The sequence below is a fragment of the Rhizobium sp. R86522 genome, assembly GCF_042466255.1.
Classification (GTDB): Bacteria; Pseudomonadota; Alphaproteobacteria; order Rhizobiales; family Rhizobiaceae; genus Allorhizobium.
Genome location: NZ_JAXHBX010000001.1, coordinates 1,127,575 through 1,144,290 on the forward strand (window position 1 = coordinate 1,127,575; position 16,716 = coordinate 1,144,290).

A 16,716-nucleotide genomic window follows, 5' to 3' on the forward strand; every position below is an offset into this window, starting at 1 on the left:
TGTCGGGCCGAGCTTCTGCCTGCCTATTCCTATCAGCGAATATACTAGGCATTTCCGTCGCTTCTCCCCAATAAGGGGGGAGGGGGACCTCGCGCGCGTTTCCAGTTTGTTAACCATGTTTGCGCCATGATGACAGCATGTGGCACCGATGACGCAGGTTGCCAAAGAGCGATGAGCCGCTCGGATCTGACCTCCCAAGGAAACAGCATGCCAGTCATTTCTTTTGCCAATGCCAAGGGTGGTGCCGGCAAGACCACCGCAGCCCTTCTTCTTGCCACCGAACTGGCCCATCAGGGATACCGCGTCGCCATCCTTGATGCCGATCCGCAACGCTGGATCACCCAGTGGCACGAGATCTCGGGTCCGCAGCGCAACATCGAGGTGGTCTCCGAGGTTACGGTCGCTTCCGTGCAAGGACATATCCGCGAGTTGTCGCGCAGCAACGACTACATCATCATGGATCTGGCCGGTGCGCGCGACGCCATGGTCACGACTGCGATCGGTCTCTCCGATCACGTGATGATCCCTGTCCAGGGTTGCGCCATGGACGCCAAGGGCGGCGCGCAGATCCTCGACCTCATCAAGCTGATGCAGGATGCCGGCAACCTCGTCATTCCACATTCGGTCGTGCTCACGCGCGTCACCTCGATGGTGACCACGCGCGCACTTCTGACGATCAAGGGGCTTCTGGCGGCTCGTGGTGTGAACGTCATCAACACGCCGATTGCTGAACGCAGTGCTTACCGCGAGATCTTCGACTGTGGTGGCACGCTGTATTCGATGGATACGGCGAAGATCAGCAATCTCGACAAGGCCCAGGACAATGCCAAGGCCTTCGCTTCCGAGGTCATGCGCCTGTTGCCGGTCAAGGTGATCCGCTCCAGCGAGCCGCGTCGCCTGTTCCGTCTGGTGCGCTCAGCCGCCTGATAACCCCAAATTCGACACTACAACCCGCGTTTGGCAAGCCAAGCGCGGGTTAACATTATGTCGCGACCTTCAGGGTCAAAGCCATGGCTGCATGCCAGCTCGTGCCATTCGACCGCAGCACCGGCGGCCCTCAGCTGGTCGACTAGCCCGACTGCGTCTAATCGTTCGCGCCTTTCGTCATCTTCTCCCGATACGAGAAGGGCTGGTGTTCCGGCAAGATCGGGAAAGCAGTTCTGGGTGACGGGCTTTTCTGGGCGAAGCAATACGGCGCCTGACACCAAGGTCGTGTGACGTGCAGTCAGGGCTGCTGCCATTATCGCGCCGCTCGAAAAGCCGATCAGCAGGGCCGGCTCTCCATGCCTCTGCCCGATGATCAAGAGCAGTTGCGACAGTTCTGCAGCCCTGTCGGTAAGGTTCACCTCATCAATCGACCTGTCCGTCCGTCTTCTGAAGAACGTGAACGACGCATCTGATGGCTCGCGACCTCGCGGACAGTACGTCGGATGAGCGGGTGCTGCCTCCCTGGCAAAGTCCAGAAGTGAGAATTCATCCTGGTTGCTGCCATGCAGAAACACTAACGGTTGGTGACGGCTCTCGCCCTCGCGGACGAGTGTCGGGAAGCCCGCAAACTCGCGAGCGCCTGAGCTGTCACTCGACAAATTCCACGGTCACGCCCGACTTGACCATCTTTGCCAGTTCCGTCGCATCCCAGTTGGTGAGGCGAATACAGCCGTGGCTCTGGGTACGGCCGATCTTGGAGGGCTCGGGGGTTCCGTGGATGCCGTAGGTCGGCTTCGACAGCGCCAGCCAGACCGTGCCGACGGGGCCGTTCGGCCCTGGCGGGATCTGCAGGACTTGGGTGTTATTGCCCTGCTGGAAATTGATCTTCGGATTGTATGTATAGCCCGGGTTGAGCGCGATGCGTTCGATCGTGACGGTGCCCGACGGGGAGGGTGTATCGGCCGAGCCGATGCTGGCCGGGTAAGCGGCGATCAGGCCGCCATCCTCGCCATAGGCGAAGACCTGCTTCAGACCCTTGTTGGCGACGATGCGTGCCACGTTACCCTTCTTGTACGGGCCGGGCTCCACCACCTTGATCGTCGTGCCCGGGATCGAGAAGTCGACGCCGGGATTCAGTTCGCGCAGATAGCCCTCATCCATGTGGAAACGCTCGGCGAGCATCTCCGCCGTCGAGGTGTAGGACAGGGCCGGAAGCTGTGCCTTGTGTGCGTAGTCGTCGGGGATCGACGCGACAAAGGGGCCGGCGGCATCGCCGGCGGTGATCGTGTAGCTCTTGATCGCGAGGCCGCCGGAGAGACGCAGGCGCTCCAGGATGTCGTCGGCATTGTTCGGGTCGAGCGTTTCGCCGGTCATTTGCTCCCAGGCGACGATCGCCTTGTTGACGTTCTGGCCCATCTTGCCGTCGATGACGCCGGGCGAAATGCCTTCACGATCGAGGAACGCCTGGAGGGCGGTGATCTCCAGGCGGGAGAGATTGCTCTTGACCGGGATTTCAGGCGTCACCGTGCGGGCAGGGGCCGTGTCGGCAGGTGCGGGCAGATCCGGGCCGCCATACGGCATGTCCTGGGGCAGACCGTCGAGCGGCAGGCTGTCACGCGGGTCGACGTCGGGGATCGATGCGGTCGTGACGTCGTCGTCCCAGCCACGCGGCGCAGGTGCGGGTTCGGAATAGGGATCGTAGACGCCGGGCAGGCCTCGGTTTCCGCCACGCTGGCGGGGAGGATAATAGCTTTCCGCCGGAATCTCGGTTGCGACCAGATTGCCCATGCGGTCGATCAGCACCGTGCGGCCCATTCGGTCTCGGCTGATCATGACTTCGCCGGCTTCCGGCACATAGTCGAGGATATCGCCCTCCGGCGAGACGAGCAGCATCTGGGCGTTGCGACCGCCATAGGCCGATTGTGCCGAGGCTAGGCTCACAGATGTGAGAGAGGCGGCGGCCAAAACCGCAAGTATCAAGCTAGATTTCCTGAAGTCGAACACGATTCGGTTTCCTCGTCTGAGCCGGCGACAAACGCGATAAATTTGACACTAATGTGGAAAAGGTGAATTCATAATGAATTGAGAGTTAACTCGCTGTGGGGGCGGAAGAGATAACCGGGCTGGATGCAGGGTTGCAGCTCCGGGGTGAGAGGGGACAATGCAGGATAGACTGAGGATGGAGGCATTTATGCCCTTTCGGCTTTTACGCGTGGCCGAAAGCGTTGACCACGGCTTCATGCAGTTCTGCGGCCCGGAAGACGAGTTGTCGTGGTCCGAATGGCAGGTTCTCTGGTCGCTCGGCGAACACACGCCGACAACGGCGAAGGCCATCTCCTCCCATTCGGGTCTTTCCAAGACAAAAATCAGTCGTGCCGTGAAGGTCCTAGAGGACAAAGGATATCTCATTCGCAAAAAGGATCGATCGGACCGGCGCTTTGAACTTCTGTCGTTAACGCTCAAGGGGCAGCACAGGTTCGAACGGCTCGCGGACGAGGCTGGGGCTTTCCAGCAGTGGCTTGAGCGCAGTGTCAACATCGCCTATCTCTCCTCGCTCGACAGCGGGCTCTTGGGCTTGGAGGATCTCATCTCCACCGGTCACCTCAGGGCCCCGCAACGGCAGGCCGAGGAACCTCTTGCATGATCACTTTTTCCGGTCCCAGGGGACCGCGTCTGGCACTGGACGAAAGCTCGGTATTCGATATCGGCTCGTGCATCGTCGAGGGCGTCGATCTGTCTCCCGGCCGGGCGATCCCCGATGACGGCGATCCGCGGATTGACCATTCGCTGGAAGGGTTCCTGTTCACCTGCGGACCCGACCATATCCGCCACCGAGAGCCGATCGCGGGCACGGACCGGCACTTTCCTCTGCATGGTTCCTTTTCAGCCAACCCGGCGCATTCGATCGAGATGGCGGTCGAGGGAGAGGATCTCGTGGCGCGGGCCGTGGTCGATGTGACACTCGCGGCTGGCGGCCACGCGCAGTTGCGGCGGCAGTGGCGCCTGAAGGCCGAGAGCGGCGAGGTGCAGCTTTCGGATACGCTCGTCAATGTCGGCGAAACCGCCTTTCCGACCTTTCTGATGTATCACATAAATCTGGGCGCGAAGCACTTCGACGACGAAACGCAGCTCGAAGGGGCGATGCTCGACGGCGGTGGTTTTCCTTGGGCCTTCGGCGAAGCGGAGGGCGGCATCTTCTGTGTTTCAGCGGGTCATGGCGGCTGGGCGGAACTGCGTCTGGGGCCGATCGCGACGATCGGCGGCAGGCAACTCAAGGTCCGTTTCCGAACCGATACACTGCCGCATCTTCAAGTGTGGCGTAACCAGAGGCTGCCTGCCCATGTGCTTGGCATCGAGCCGGTCTCGCATCGCTGGGTGGGGCGTGCCGAGCTCGAGGCTGCGGGCGAATTCAATATCCTGCAGCCGGGCGAAAGCCGGGACTACGGACTTGCATTTTCCTTCGTCTGACGACCGATCGGTGCTCCCCTACGATTGACGCTCAGGGATGCCCGTCGTAGATGATTGGCCCTAAGGAAATTGACGAGGAGCCCCGATGAACATCCGCCAGATCAACGAGGAATATTCGGTCAGCGGCCAGATCACGGTCGACGAGGTCGACGAGATCAAGGCGCTCGGCTTCAATTCGATCGTCTGCCATCGCCCGGATGGTGAAGAATTCGGCCAGCCTGAATTTGCAGCCGTTGCCAAGCGCGCGGAAGAACTCGGCCTCAAGATCAAGCATGTGCCCGTCGGGCCGATGGGTGTCACGCCGGATGCCGTCGCCGACATGGTCGATGCGCTCGAAGAATTCGAACGCCCGATGCTCGGCTATTGCCGCTCCGGTGCCCGTTCGAACGCAACCTACGAACACGCACAGCGCCAGCGCGGCTGACGCGTCTTTTCCATTATCCTTGGCCGGACGTTCGCGTCCGGCCTGTCTGTTTTCTAAACCAGCCTCAAGCAGGAGTTATCCCATGAGCATCAAGCGTATCGAGCCCGGCAAGCGCATGAGCGGCGCCGTCGTCCACGGCAACACCGTTTACCTCGCCGGCCAGGTTGGTGAAGGCTCTACCGTGACGGAGCAGTCGAAGTCGGCGCTCGCCGAAGTCGACCGCCTGCTGGCCGCCGCCGGTTCGGACAAGTCGAAGATCCTGCAGACGATCATCTACCTCTCCGACATGTCGACCTTCGGCGAAATGAATGCCGTCTGGGAAGCCTGGATCGATCCGGCCAACCCGCCGGCCCGCGCCACCAGCGGTGCGCCGCTCGCGACGCCGGACTATCTGGTCGAGTTCATCGTCACAGCTGCTGTCTGATTTTTCAGGGCAACGCACAGAATGCGAAAGGCCGGGAGCGATCCCGGCCTTTTTTTCGTTTTCTCCGCCGGTTGCTCAGGGCTCACGGGCTGGCGGACTTGTGTCTCCTGGCAAGGAGCCAGCGATATAGGCGCCCGTCGATGGAGAGCAATCCGAGCGCGATCAGGCCCATTCCAGCGAAATGGTTGGGTGCCAGCCTTTCGCCGAGGAACAGATAGCCGAGCAGGATGGCGCTGACGGGAATGAGCAGGGTGACGAGGGAACTGTTGATAGCTCCACCGACCGCGAGGATGTGGAAGAAGAGGATATAGGCGAGCGCCGTCGACAGCAGCCCGAGGCCGAGAAGCGCAGCGATGGTCGTAATTCCCGGCATCGGCAGATGCCATGGGCTATCGACCAGCGCGACCACGGGCATCATCATCAACGTTGTCGCCGATACCTGACCGAATGCACTGGTTGCCGGCGAGATGCCCATGCGCCGGAAGCGCCGGCCGAATACGCCAGCAAAGCCATAGGACAGGGCTGCGCCAAGGCAGGCTAGCAGCGGCAGGAGCGGTATGGCCTCTGTCTTCACGTGGTTTCCGGCCATCAGCACTGCGACACCCAAGAACCCAAGGGCGATGCCGACGAGCTTGTTGCGCGTGATGCCTTCGTCCGATGTCAGAACATGCGCGACGAGGATCGAGAAGATCGGAGTGGTCGCGTTGAGGATCGAGGCGAGACCGCTGGCGATCTGGGTCTGCCCCCAGAAGAGAAGCGTGAAGGGGATGAGATTGTTGAGGAGACCCATGCCCAGGAAAGCGGTCCAGATGGTGGCGTCTGCGGGGATGGGCTGGCGGCGGATGCGCAAATAGACAAGCAGAGCCAATGCCGCGATCGCCACGCGGGCCAGGACCACCGTGAGCGGCGGAAGCTCAGAGAGGGCGACTTTGGAAAAGAAGAAGGAGCCGCCCCACAGAACGGACAGTGCCAAGAGTAGAGCCCAGCCGGCAAGGCTCATGGATTGGTTCGTCTGCATGCGATTGTTCCAGCGTTGATCTGATGGACATGAGTGGCGTGCCGAACCGCGATTTGCTCGCCGGATTCGGACTCTGTCCTTTTGAGGGGCCGAACGCTGATGTAATCTCTGATCATGAGCCTCGATATCCACCAATGTGAACAGGCATGGCTTGCGCGTGATCCCGAGTTTGACGGCCGGTTCTTCATCGGCGTTCGAACCACAGGGATCTATTGCCGGTGTGTCTGCCCGGTGCGCCAGCCTTATCGCTGCAATATCGAATTCCTGCCGAGTGCGGCAGCGGCCGAACTTGCGGGCTATCGCCCCTGCCTGCGCTGCCGGCCGGAAACGGCGCCGTTCAGCCCGGCGTGGAAGGGCAGTGCTGCCATCGTCGAAAGGGCAGCACGATTGATCCGCGAGGAAGGCGCGCTCGATGCGCCGGATGCGACCGTCGAGGCGCTTGCGGCCCGCGTCGGGGTCGGCGGTCGGCATCTGACGCGGCTGTTTCAGAAGCATCTCGGCGCAAGCCCGCTGCAGGTAGCAAAAACGGCGCGTGTTCAGCGCGCCAAGCGCCTGCTGACTGGCACGGACATGACGATCACCGAGATTGCGCTGCAGGCGGGGTTCGGCAGCGTCAGGCGGTTCAATGCCGTCTTTCAGGAGGTGTATAGACGTCCACCCACAGAGATCAAACGCCGGCTGTTATCGGCAAAAATCTGAGTTGCGGCGCAAGGCCGGGCTCACAGTGCAAGAAAAGCCGGGAGTGATCCCGGCCTTTATCATTTGGCTCAGCCTTCTATTCTCTCTGAATACTCACTGCTCCTCCGCGGTGCGAACATGGTGCGAAGCGTGGACAGTGCGCCGACTAGGGAGCTCACGGCACCCCGCAGCAGCTTGTGCCAGAAGGCGGCAATCGCCTTGCGGCGCAACACAGCTGCGCGGGCGCGGTGGAAGTCAAAGTCGATCTCTCCATCCGCGCCCACCCTTGCATCTGTGGCTTTCGAACGTCGCATGATGTGATCCGCCTGTTGTCATGACCGAGAATTCATGAATTATCATGGTTGATGCGGCTGATAATCAGCTCGTTTTGCCGCTATCTCGTGACTGAGGTTCATGAATATGACTGCATCGGCCGACATGAAGGCATTTGTCCGGATCGTTGAACTCGGTTCCTTTGCCAGAGCGGCGGAGGATCTGAGAGTTACCCCGTCTGCGCTGTCAAAACTTATATCGCGGCTGGAGGACCGATTGGGTGTGCGGCTGCTGATGCGCTCGACGCGGCGACTGGCGCTGACGCCGGAAGGCGCCCTCTACCATGAAAGGGCGCAACAGGTTCTCGCGCTGATCGAGCGGACAGAAGCTGACGTGGCATCATCGAGGTCACGACCCAAAGGGCTTTTGCGGATCAATGCCAGTACCGGCTTTGCGCGCCAGACACTGCTGCAAGTCGTCCCGGCCTTTATGGTGCGCTATCCCGAAGTGCGCATAGACCTCAGCCTGACCGACAGGCTGATCGACCCAGTCAGCGAACGCGTCGACATCGTGATCCGTGGAAGCCCGACAACATCGGGCGAGTTTACCGTTCGCGAACTTTCACGGGGGCGGCGGGTCATCTGTGCCGCACCTGCCTATCTTGCGCGTCGGGGCACGCCTTCCGTTCCGTCCGATCTCGCGTCTCACAATTGCCTGGCGCTGACGGGGCGGCTGCCGCCCCCAACCTGGTCCCTTTCCATAGCGGGGACCATGGTCGAATTCGAACCGCAGGGATCATTCTCCAGCGACAATGTCGGCATGCTGCTCGACATGGCGCTGGAAGGACATGGCATAGTCCGACTGGCGGATTTTGTCGTCGGCCCCGCGTTGAAGGACGGGCGGTTGGTTGAAATCCTGACGGACGCGAACTGCGGTGCGCCGATCAGTCTTTGGGTGCTGATGGCCAAGGGACGGTTCGTCAGTCCGCGTGTCCAGGTTTTCCTGGAGTTCCTGGAACACTTCCTCTCACGCTCGGGAGAAATGCGTCCCGCTCCTGCTTCCTGAGGCGACAGTCGGATCCGGATATCACGCTTTCTCTCTGATCTGGCTCAATGTCTTTGTCGGCGTGATCGCCTCCGGGTCGAGCTTGATCTCGATGATCGAAGGCTTGCCGGAGGCGCGGGCGCGCAGGAAGGCGGGGGCGAAATCCTCCGTCTTCTCGACGGTTTCGCCGTGGCCGCCATAGGCCTTGGCGAGGGCTGCAAAATCGGGGTTGGTCAGGTCAGTGGCGCTGACGCGGCCCGGATATTCGCGCTCCTGGTGCATGCGGATCGTGCCGTACATGCTGTTGTTGATAACGAGCGTGATGATCGGCAGGTCGTAACGGATGGCGGTCGCGAATTCCTGGCCATGCATCATGAAGCAGCCGTCACCGGCAAAGCAGATGACCTCACGCTCCGGGAAGAGCTGCTTGGCAGCGACGGCTGCCGGCAGGCCGTAGCCCATGGAGCCGGAGGTCGGAGCGGCCTGGGTGTTGAAGGCCTGAAAGCGGTGGAAGCGGTGCAGCCAGGTGGCGTAATTGCCGGCGCCATTGGTGAAGATCGCATCCTTCGGCGTGTTGGCTTCGATCCACTCCATGATCGGGCCCATCTGCACGGCGCCGGGGCCGGCCTTCGGCGGTGTCGACCAGGCGACATAAGCGGCGTGCATGGTAACTGTGCGCTCGGCCCATACAGGGGCGGCGGGTGCATCGAGCGATGCGAGTGCTGCGACGAATTCCTCAGGCGCGGCACAGATCGCCAGATCGGCGCGGTAGACCCGGCCAAGCTCGGACGGATCCGGATGGATGTGGACGAGCGTCTGCGCCGGGTAGGGGATGTCCATCAGGGTATAGGAGGAGGACGGCATTTCCGAGAAACGTCCGCCGAGCAGGATCAGGAGGTCTGCCTCCTTCACTTCCTTCGCGAGCGCCGGATTGATGCCGATGCCGACATCGCCGGCATAGGACGGATGCAGGTGATCAAACAACATCTGGCGGCGGAAGGAGCAGCCGACCGGCAGCTTGAACTTTTCCGCAAAGGCCTGGATGCCGGCAACGGATGCCTCACTCCAGCGCGTGCCGCCGAGAACCACCATCGGGCGCTTCGCGGTCTTCAGCATCTCGCCGAGGGCTGCGATCTGGCTTGGACCGGGATGGGCTTCTACGGGCGTGTAGGGCTTCGCTTCCGGGGCTTCGACTTCGTCGAGCAGCATGTCTTCCGGCAGCGTCAGCACGACGGGGCCGGGGCGGCCTGATGTGGCGACGGCGAAGGCGCGGGTGACGAATTCCGGGATACGGCGGGCGTCATCGATCTCGCCGACCCATTTGGCGAACTCGGTGAAGGCGCGGCGGTATTCGACTTCCTGGAAGGCTTCGCGCTCCTTCATGTCGCGACCGATCTGACCGATGAAGAGGATCATCGGGATCGAATCCTGCTTGGCGACATGCAGTCCGGCAGACGCGTTGGTCGCGCCCGGACCACGGGTCACCATGCAGATGCCGGGTTTGCCGGTGAGGCGACCCCAGGTGTCGGCCATCATCGCCGCGCCGCCTTCCTGGCGGCAGACCAGCGTCTCGATGCCGCTGTCCTTCAGCGAGTCGAGCACGGCCAGAAAGCTTTCGCCGGGAACGCAGGACACGCGCTCGACGCCGTTGGCCTTCAAGGCTTCGACTACAAGGGCTCCGCCGGTTCTCTTCATTTGATCTTCCTTTCCAGCTCGGCCAGTTCGGCCAGAATGTCTTCGCCATGCTCGCCAATGCGCGGGCTCGGGCGCTCGTAGCGCAGGGGTGTCTCGGAGAGCACGATCGGCGTGCGCACGCTTGGGATGACCGTGCCCTTGTCGTCGGTCAAATCGATCTTGAGGCCGCGGGCCTGGACCTGCGGGTCGGCGAACATTTCCTCGATCGAGTTGATCGGTCCCGCGGGCACGGCATTCGCCTCACAGGCCGAGAGCAGGTCGCGCTTCTGCCACTTCGCGGTTTCTGCCGTGACGATCTGGCGGACTTGGACCTTGTTGGCGACGCGGGCCTTGTTGGTGGCGAAACGCTCGTCCTCAGCAACAGCGGGGATGCCAAGGATCGTGCAGAGGCGCTTGAACTGGCCGTCATTGCCGACGGCGAGGATCAGGTGGCCGTCTGATGTCGGCACGACTTCATAAGGGCTGATGTTCGGATGGGCATTGCCGAGGCGTGTCGGCGGCTTGCCCGAGATCAGATAGTTCATGTTCTGGTTGGCCAGCACCGCCGACATCACGTCGAGCAGGGCCATGTCGACTAACTGGCCCTGGCCGGTTTTCATCACGTGGATCAGGGCGGCCTGGATGGCGGTCACGGCATAGATGCCCGTGAAAATGTCGGCAATCGCGACGCCTGCCTTCATCGGTTCGCCGTCCTTCTCGCCGGTGATCGACATGAAGCCGGACATGCCCTGGACGATGTAGTCATAGCCGGCGAAATCGGCATAGGGGCCGTTCTGGCCAAAGCCGGTGATCGAGCAGTAGACGAGCTTCGGGTTGATCGCTTTCAGGCTCGCGTAATCTAGACCGTATTTCTCAAGGCCGCCGCGCTTGAAGTTCTCGATGACGACATCGGCCGAGGCGCAGAGGCGGCGGACCGTTTCCTGGCCTTCGGGCGTCTTGAGGTCCACGGCAATCGAGCGCTTGTTGCGGTTGGTGGAGTGGTAATAGGCGGCCGAGAGGTTTTCGCCGTCGGCGCCCTCGACGAAGGGCGGACCCCAGGCGCGGGTGTCGTCGCCACCATCAGGGTTTTCGACCTTGATCACGTCGGCGCCGAGATCGGCTAGCATCTGGCCTGCCCATGGGCCTGCGAGTACGCGGGCCAGTTCGATCACGCGGATGCCGGTGAGCGGGGCAGGGGATGATGGCTTGGGCGTCATTGCGCGATCCTGTGCGGCGTCGTCAGGTTCGGCGATCCGACAAAATTGGATCTCCTGCCATGACAAGAACTGCTATCGACAGAGCTATATCGCCCCATTTTGCCATTCGCACCTGATATTCTCTCATGGCATCATTCCGTTTCGGCAAGATCTGGCCAGATCAGGGTCCGAGATTGCCGATCCAAGCGAGGAAATCGGCGATCGCCTTTTCGCGACCGATCTCGTTCAGCGTCTCATGGCGCATGCCGTCATAGACCGTGGTTTCGACATCGGTCATGCCGACATCGAGCATGCGCTGGCCGAGCCAGCGGATCTCGCGGCCCATATTGGTCGCGGGGTCCTCAGCGCCGCCGACCAGATAGACGGGGAGGCGTTGCGGCAGGCGCTCAAGACGTTCGGGGGCGGCGCCTGCGAAAGTCAGGCGAAAGATATCGCGCCACATGGAGACGCTGGCATCGAAGCCGCAGAGCGGATCGGCGATATAGGCGTCGACCTCGCGCGCGTCATGCGAGAGCCAGTCGAATGGCGTCCGATGGCCCTTGATTGCGTGGCCCCAGGCAACGAAGGTCGCCTTTGGCAGGATTAGTGACGGGACGTCGGAGCCCTTCAGCATCTGCTCAAGAGAAAGCACGGCTTGGGCGAAGCGTCCGGCAAGGCCGGGATTGAAGTTGGAATTCCAGATCGTCAGTCCATGGAAGGCTTGTGGATGTTCATTCGCGACGTTGAGCGCGATCAGGCCGCCCATGGAGTGACCGAAGAGGATGACCGGAAGCCCCGGATAGGTTTCAACGGCAAACTCGCGCATGGCCATGACATCGGCGATCACCTTTTCGGCCCCGTTGCGGCGCGCGAATATCCCGAGTTGAGCGTCCGGTGCCGTCGTCTCGCCGTGTCCGCGGTGATCATGGGCAAAGACGTGGTAGCCATGGGCGGCCAAAGACGAGGCAAATCCCGCGTAGCGCCGGGAATGCTCCGCCAGGCCGTGACAGATGAGGACGATACCGCGCGGCGCGGTCGTCGATGGCTGGTGGTGGTAGGCAAGACGGGCGCCTGATGGCGATTGGTGAAAGGCACGATCTGAAAACATTTGGTTCCCCCGATGGCGCGATAGGAGGTCATTTCTCTGCCATGCGCAATAGCGTCAGTGGCTTGACGCCGGATGCGCGAACAAGCCGCCGAGTAGCGACCCCGGCCGGCGAGGCGGGGATGTGGAATGATCTGAAACTTGCGAGAACTGCTGTATTTCTCGGCAGTTTTTTGTGCGCCGCATTGCCCCAAGGACGCAATTCGCCTACATAGCGGCAAATTCCCATTCCCGCCGGAGCAAGACCCCATGGCACGCCAGTTCATCTATCACATGTCGGGACTTAGCAAGTCCTACGGCGCAAAGAAGATTCTCGAGAACATCCACCTCTCGTTTTATCCCGATGCCAAGATCGGTATCCTCGGTCCGAACGGTGCGGGTAAGTCGACCGTGCTGCGCATCATCGCCGGTCAGGACACGGAATACACCGGTGAAGCCTGGCTTGCCGAAGGTGCGACCGTCGGTTATCTCGAGCAGGAACCGCATCTGGATCCGGCGAAGAATGCGTTCGAGAACGTCATGGAAGGCGTGGCCGACAAGCAGGCCGTGCTCGACCGTTACAACGAACTGATGATGAACTATTCCGACGAGACCGCCGACGAAGGCGCGAAGCTCCAGGACATCATCGACAGCCAGAACCTCTGGGATCTCGAACAGCAGGTCGAAATGGCGATGGAAGCGCTGCGCTGCCCGCCAAAGGACGCCGACGTCACCCTGCTTTCCGGTGGTGAACGCCGCCGCATCGCGCTCTGCCGCCTGCTGCTCTCGCAGCCGGACCTGCTTTTGCTCGACGAACCGACCAACCACTTGGACGCCGAGACGATCGCCTGGCTTGAAAAGCACCTGCGCGACTATCCGGGCGCCGTGATGATGATCACCCACGATCGCTACTTCCTCGACAACGTCACCGGCTGGATTCTCGAACTCGACCGTGGCCGCGGTATTCCGTACGAAGGCAACTATTCGGCTTACCTGCAGGCGAAAGCCAAGCGCATGCTTCAGGAAAACCGCGAAGAGGCCGGCCGCCAGAAGGCGATCTCGCGCGAACAGGAATGGATTGCATCCAGCCCGAAGGCCCGTCAGGCCAAGTCCAAGGCCCGTATCAAGGCCTATGAACAGCTGGTTGATGCGGCTGAAGGCATTCGTCCCGGTGATGCGCAGATCATCATTCCGGTCTCCGAGCGTCTCGGCCAGGTGGTCATAGAACTCGACGGAATCACCAAGGGCTTTGAAGGCCGCACGCTGATCAACGACCTGTCGATCAAGCTGCCGCCGGGCGGCATCGTCGGCATCATCGGCCCGAACGGCGCCGGCAAGTCGACGCTGTTCAAGATGATCACCGGTCAGGAAAAGCCGGATGCCGGTTCGATCCGCGTCGGTGATACTGTCCATCTCGGTTATGTTGACCAGAGCCGCGATGCGCTGGATGGTTCGAAGACCGTCTGGGAAGAAATTTCGGGCGGTGCCGAAATCATCAAGCTCGGCAAGTTCGACATGAACTCCCGCGCTTACTGCGGCGCCTTCAACTTCAAGGGCGGCGATCAGCAGCAGAAGGTCGGCAACCTTTCCGGAGGTCAGCGCAACCGCGTGCATCTGGCCAAGATGTTGAAGGCCGGCGGCAACGTTCTTCTGCTCGACGAACCGACCAACGACCTCGACACGGAAACGCTGGGCGCGCTGGAAACGGCACTCGAGAACTTCGCCGGCTGCGCCATCATCATCAGCCACGATCGCATGTTCCTCGACCGTCTGGCGACGCATATCCTCGCCTTCGAAGGTGATGGCCATGTCGAATGGTTCGAGGGCAACTTCGAAGACTACGAGCAGGACAAGATCCGCCGCCTTGGCCCGGATGCGCTCAACCCGGGCAGCCAGGCTTACAAGCGCCTGACGCGCTAAATCGAGACAGGCTTTCCCTGTTGCTCGTCAAACTGGTTCAATGTGGCTCGCAATCTCTGCGGGCCACATTTCGTTTGGCTTGCGCATCGTCGCAACAATAGCAATACTTTCGTGTATCACGATAAACTGAATCTAAACAGTTTGTGTATCATACCAGTTCCGGGAGCCGCGCATCAGGCGCAGTGGGGAATTGGCAGAAGACGACATCAGGTCCGCCTTCTCTGTCTGGAGGGAACTGACAGGTGTCTATCCTGGGAAAAATTTCGTTTCAAAAAGCGCTGACCCTGATCGCTTTGGTGCCGTTGCTGGCCGTCACCGGTCTTGGTGGCGCGGCTGGCTATAACAGCTATCTGGAGTATCAGAAGCTCACACGCGCAGCGGCGCTCGCAGAGCTCGCCTATCAAGGCGGCGAGCTGATGATGATCATGCCGCTGGAGACGGCGCCGAATCGCATGGAGATCCGCAAACAATCGGATGCGATCTATCAGGCCATGATGGATCAGATGGCCGAGCTCGACCGGATGGGATACGGCGATCCGATCACCCTGCAGCTCCGGGCCAATCTGGAGAAGATGTATGCCCGGATGCCGGAGTATCGACAGAAACTCGATGCCGGCGACAAGGATCCGATCCTGCCGCTGCGTTACGCCCAGCCAGTCGCCGCAGCCGGACTTGAGCTGACGCTCAGAACGGCGAACCTCACCGAGGATCTGACGCTCTCGTCCGACATCCGTGCGCATCATGCGCTGATGAAGGTCAACGAAGCCTATCTCGGTCTCAATCGCATGGGCCAGTTCTACATCGACAACGGCGCCTTCGGGAAGGCCGAGCTTGTCCGGTTCAGCGCGCTGCAGAGCCAGCTACGGACCTTCGACGGTCCCTTCCGTGAGCTTGCGCGTCCAGATGTGATCAGCCGCTTCTATTCCTTCTTCGATACGGCAGAGGGCAGGCAGATCAACGAAACGCTCCAGGCGATGGAAAGCCTCGAGGATTACGCTGGGGCGCGTGATCCGAAGCCTTTCACCGAAAGCATGGCGAAGCGCCGTGACTTTGCGGCCGCGATCATCCGCGACAACGCCACGGCGTTCCTCGAGGCGATCAATGATCGTCTGGCCGATGCGCGCTTCAGCATGATTTCCGTCATCGTCGGTCTTTCCAGCTTCATCCTGCTGGTCGTGGCCTTCAGCGTCTCCATCACCCGCACGTTGTCCCGTTCCATTGGGCGTGTCAGCTGTTCGATGATCGGACTGGCCAATGGCGATACGCTGCAGTCCATCCCCTTCACCGAGCGCACTGACGAGATCGGGGCGATGGCCCGGTCTGTCGAGGTCTTCCGTGAGGCTGCCATTCGCAATGCCGAGCTGGAAGCCGAAGCATCCGAAAGTCGGGTTCGCAGCGAGCGCGAGCGTGCCGAGATGCAGGCGCGTGCTGAGGCCGATGCCGAGGAACGCCTGACAAAGGCAACCGGCACGCTGGCCGCAGGTCTCAAGCGGCTGGCATCGGGCGATCTGCTTTGCGAGATCGAGGAGGAGTTTGCCCCTCAGTTCGAAGCTCTGCGTCACGACTTCAACACGTCGGTGCAACAGCTGCGTGGCGTTCTGGTCTCGGTTGGCCGCTCGGCCCATGCCGTCAGCGGTGGTTCCGGCGAGATCTCACATGCCTCCGACGATCTGGCCAAGCGCACCGAACAACAGGCAGCTTCGCTCGAGGAGACCGCAGCGGCGCTCGAAGAGATCACCTCCAACGTGACGGCCACGTCGCGGCGGACCGGAGAAGCGCGCGACATCGTGCGCAACACCCGCAGCCGTGCGGAACAGTCCGGTGTGGTGGTCGGAAACGCGGTCACTGCGATGGAGCGCATCGAGCATGCCTCCAAGCAGATCAGCCAGATCATCGGCGTGATCGATGAGATCGCTTTCCAGACCAACCTTCTGGCGCTCAATGCCGGTGTCGAGGCCGCGCGTGCGGGCGAGGCAGGCAAGGGCTTTGCGGTCGTCGCGCAGGAGGTTCGCGAGCTCGCGCAGCGTTCGGCGAATGCGGCGAAGGAAATCAAGGCCCTCATCGGGAATTCCGAAGTCGCTGTCAGCGAAGGCGTGAAACTGGTCAACGAGACCGGCGACGGCCTGACGGCGATCGCCGGCCTGGTTCAGGCGATCAACGAGCATATGGATGCCATCGCCTCTGCCGCGCAGGAACAGTCGGTCGGTCTCGGCGAGGTCAATCAGGCGGTCAACCACATGGACCAGGCGACCCAGAAGAATGCGGCCATGGTGGAGGAGATGAACGCGGCGTCCGCGGGTCTCGCTCAGGAAGCAGCAAGCCTTGCGGAGCTGTTGCAGCGTTTCCGGACGGGGCAGGGCGCGGCCTCGGCTGCTCAGGCTTCGCGCCAGACGCGTTCGATGGCTCCGGTATCGCCGCAACCAGCACGGTCTGCTGTTCCGGCCGCACAGCAGGCTGCTCCCCGTCGAGTGACACCCGCTGTGTCCGGCAATACCGCGCTCGCAAGCGAGAGCTGGGAAGAGTTCTGAGGCTTCTGTCAGTCGCTTGACGAGTGTCTCACTGAGATCGCGACGGCCGCCTGAAGAG

The 16,716-nt window shown here is 61.5% G+C and carries 15 protein-coding genes; 9 read left to right on the plus strand and 6 right to left on the minus strand.

Annotation, left to right across the window (positions count from 1 at the left end; translation table 11 throughout):
* Positions 1-207 precede the first annotated feature (207 nt).
* On the plus strand, positions 208-927 hold the full coding sequence (locus SJY08_RS05365; protein ID WP_054151643.1) for a ParA family protein: 720 nt from the start codon (positions 208-210) through the stop codon (positions 925-927).
* 17 nt (positions 928-944) lie between these two features.
* Here the strand turns inward: SJY08_RS05365 and SJY08_RS05370 are convergent, their stop codons facing one another.
* Both SJY08_RS05370 and SJY08_RS05375 read right to left on the minus strand, forming a co-directional pair.
* Positions 945-1,502 carry an alpha/beta hydrolase gene (locus SJY08_RS05370; RefSeq protein ID WP_377278482.1) on the minus strand — a complete coding sequence of 186 codons (558 nt, stop codon included), beginning with the start codon at positions 1,500-1,502 and terminating at the stop codon, positions 945-947.
* A 73-nt stretch (positions 1,503-1,575) separates the two neighbouring features.
* Positions 1,576-2,931, minus strand: a complete 1,356-nt coding sequence (locus SJY08_RS05375) for a L,D-transpeptidase (protein WP_377274934.1) — start codon at positions 2,929-2,931, stop codon at positions 1,576-1,578.
* 187 nt (positions 2,932-3,118) lie between these two features.
* Between SJY08_RS05375 and SJY08_RS05380 the strand changes: the two genes are divergently transcribed.
* From SJY08_RS05380 to SJY08_RS05395, 4 genes are all read left to right on the plus strand, one after another.
* The gene (locus tag SJY08_RS05380) at positions 3,119-3,571 is read left to right on the plus strand and encodes a MarR family winged helix-turn-helix transcriptional regulator (RefSeq protein WP_245280920.1); all 453 of its coding nucleotides are present in this window, start codon (positions 3,119-3,121) and stop codon (positions 3,569-3,571) included.
* Positions 3,568-4,395, plus strand: a complete 828-nt coding sequence (locus tag SJY08_RS05385; RefSeq protein ID WP_377274935.1) for a DUF4432 family protein — start codon at positions 3,568-3,570, stop codon at positions 4,393-4,395. The genes SJY08_RS05380 and SJY08_RS05385 overlap by 4 nt, the downstream gene beginning before the upstream one ends.
* 85 nt (positions 4,396-4,480) lie before the next feature.
* A complete protein-coding gene (locus tag SJY08_RS05390; RefSeq protein WP_377274936.1) occupies positions 4,481-4,819 on the plus strand; it encodes a TIGR01244 family sulfur transferase in 339 nt (112 codons plus the stop codon).
* A gap of 82 nt (positions 4,820-4,901) precedes the next feature.
* Positions 4,902-5,243: a RidA family protein gene (locus SJY08_RS05395; protein ID WP_006728347.1), complete on the plus strand. Its 342-nt coding sequence runs from the start codon at positions 4,902-4,904 to the stop codon at positions 5,241-5,243.
* A gap of 82 nt (positions 5,244-5,325) precedes the next feature.
* Here the strand turns inward: SJY08_RS05395 and SJY08_RS05400 are convergent, their stop codons facing one another.
* Positions 5,326-6,261 carry a DMT family transporter gene (locus SJY08_RS05400; protein ID WP_377274937.1) on the minus strand — a complete coding sequence of 312 codons (936 nt, stop codon included), beginning with the start codon at positions 6,259-6,261 and terminating at the stop codon, positions 5,326-5,328.
* A 114-nt stretch (positions 6,262-6,375) separates the two neighbouring features.
* On the opposite strand from SJY08_RS05400, the gene SJY08_RS05405 reads away from it, so the two are divergent.
* Both SJY08_RS05405 and SJY08_RS05410 read left to right on the plus strand, forming a co-directional pair.
* Positions 6,376-6,960, plus strand: coding sequence for a bifunctional transcriptional activator/DNA repair enzyme AdaA (locus SJY08_RS05405; protein WP_377274938.1), 585 nt, complete (start codon positions 6,376-6,378; stop codon positions 6,958-6,960).
* Between the two features lie 393 nt (positions 6,961-7,353).
* A complete protein-coding gene (locus SJY08_RS05410; RefSeq protein WP_245280921.1) occupies positions 7,354-8,277 on the plus strand; it encodes a LysR family transcriptional regulator in 924 nt (307 codons plus the stop codon).
* A 21-nt stretch (positions 8,278-8,298) separates the two neighbouring features.
* Here the strand turns inward: SJY08_RS05410 and SJY08_RS05415 are convergent, their stop codons facing one another.
* From SJY08_RS05415 to SJY08_RS05425, 3 genes are all read right to left on the minus strand, one after another.
* Positions 8,299-9,951 (minus strand): thiamine pyrophosphate-binding protein, encoded by a 1,653-nt coding sequence (locus SJY08_RS05415; RefSeq protein WP_377274939.1) that lies wholly within the window; start codon positions 9,949-9,951, stop codon positions 8,299-8,301.
* The gene (locus tag SJY08_RS05420) at positions 9,948-11,147 is read right to left on the minus strand and encodes a CaiB/BaiF CoA transferase family protein (RefSeq protein WP_377274940.1); all 1,200 of its coding nucleotides are present in this window, start codon (positions 11,145-11,147) and stop codon (positions 9,948-9,950) included. Before SJY08_RS05420 ends, SJY08_RS05415 begins: the two co-directional genes overlap by 4 nt.
* A gap of 160 nt (positions 11,148-11,307) precedes the next feature.
* On the minus strand, positions 11,308-12,234 hold the full coding sequence (locus SJY08_RS05425; RefSeq protein WP_377274941.1) for an alpha/beta hydrolase: 927 nt from the start codon (positions 12,232-12,234) through the stop codon (positions 11,308-11,310).
* Positions 12,235-12,480: 246 nt separating this feature from the next.
* Here SJY08_RS05425 and ettA point away from each other — a divergent pair, with 246 nt between their 5' ends.
* A complete protein-coding gene (ettA, locus tag SJY08_RS05430) occupies positions 12,481-14,130 on the plus strand; it encodes an energy-dependent translational throttle protein EttA (RefSeq protein ID WP_377274942.1) in 1,650 nt (549 codons plus the stop codon).
* 242 nt (positions 14,131-14,372) lie between these two features.
* Positions 14,373-16,658 (plus strand): methyl-accepting chemotaxis protein, encoded by a 2,286-nt coding sequence (locus SJY08_RS05435; protein ID WP_377274943.1) that lies wholly within the window; start codon positions 14,373-14,375, stop codon positions 16,656-16,658.
* Positions 16,659-16,716: the final 58 nt, after the last annotated feature.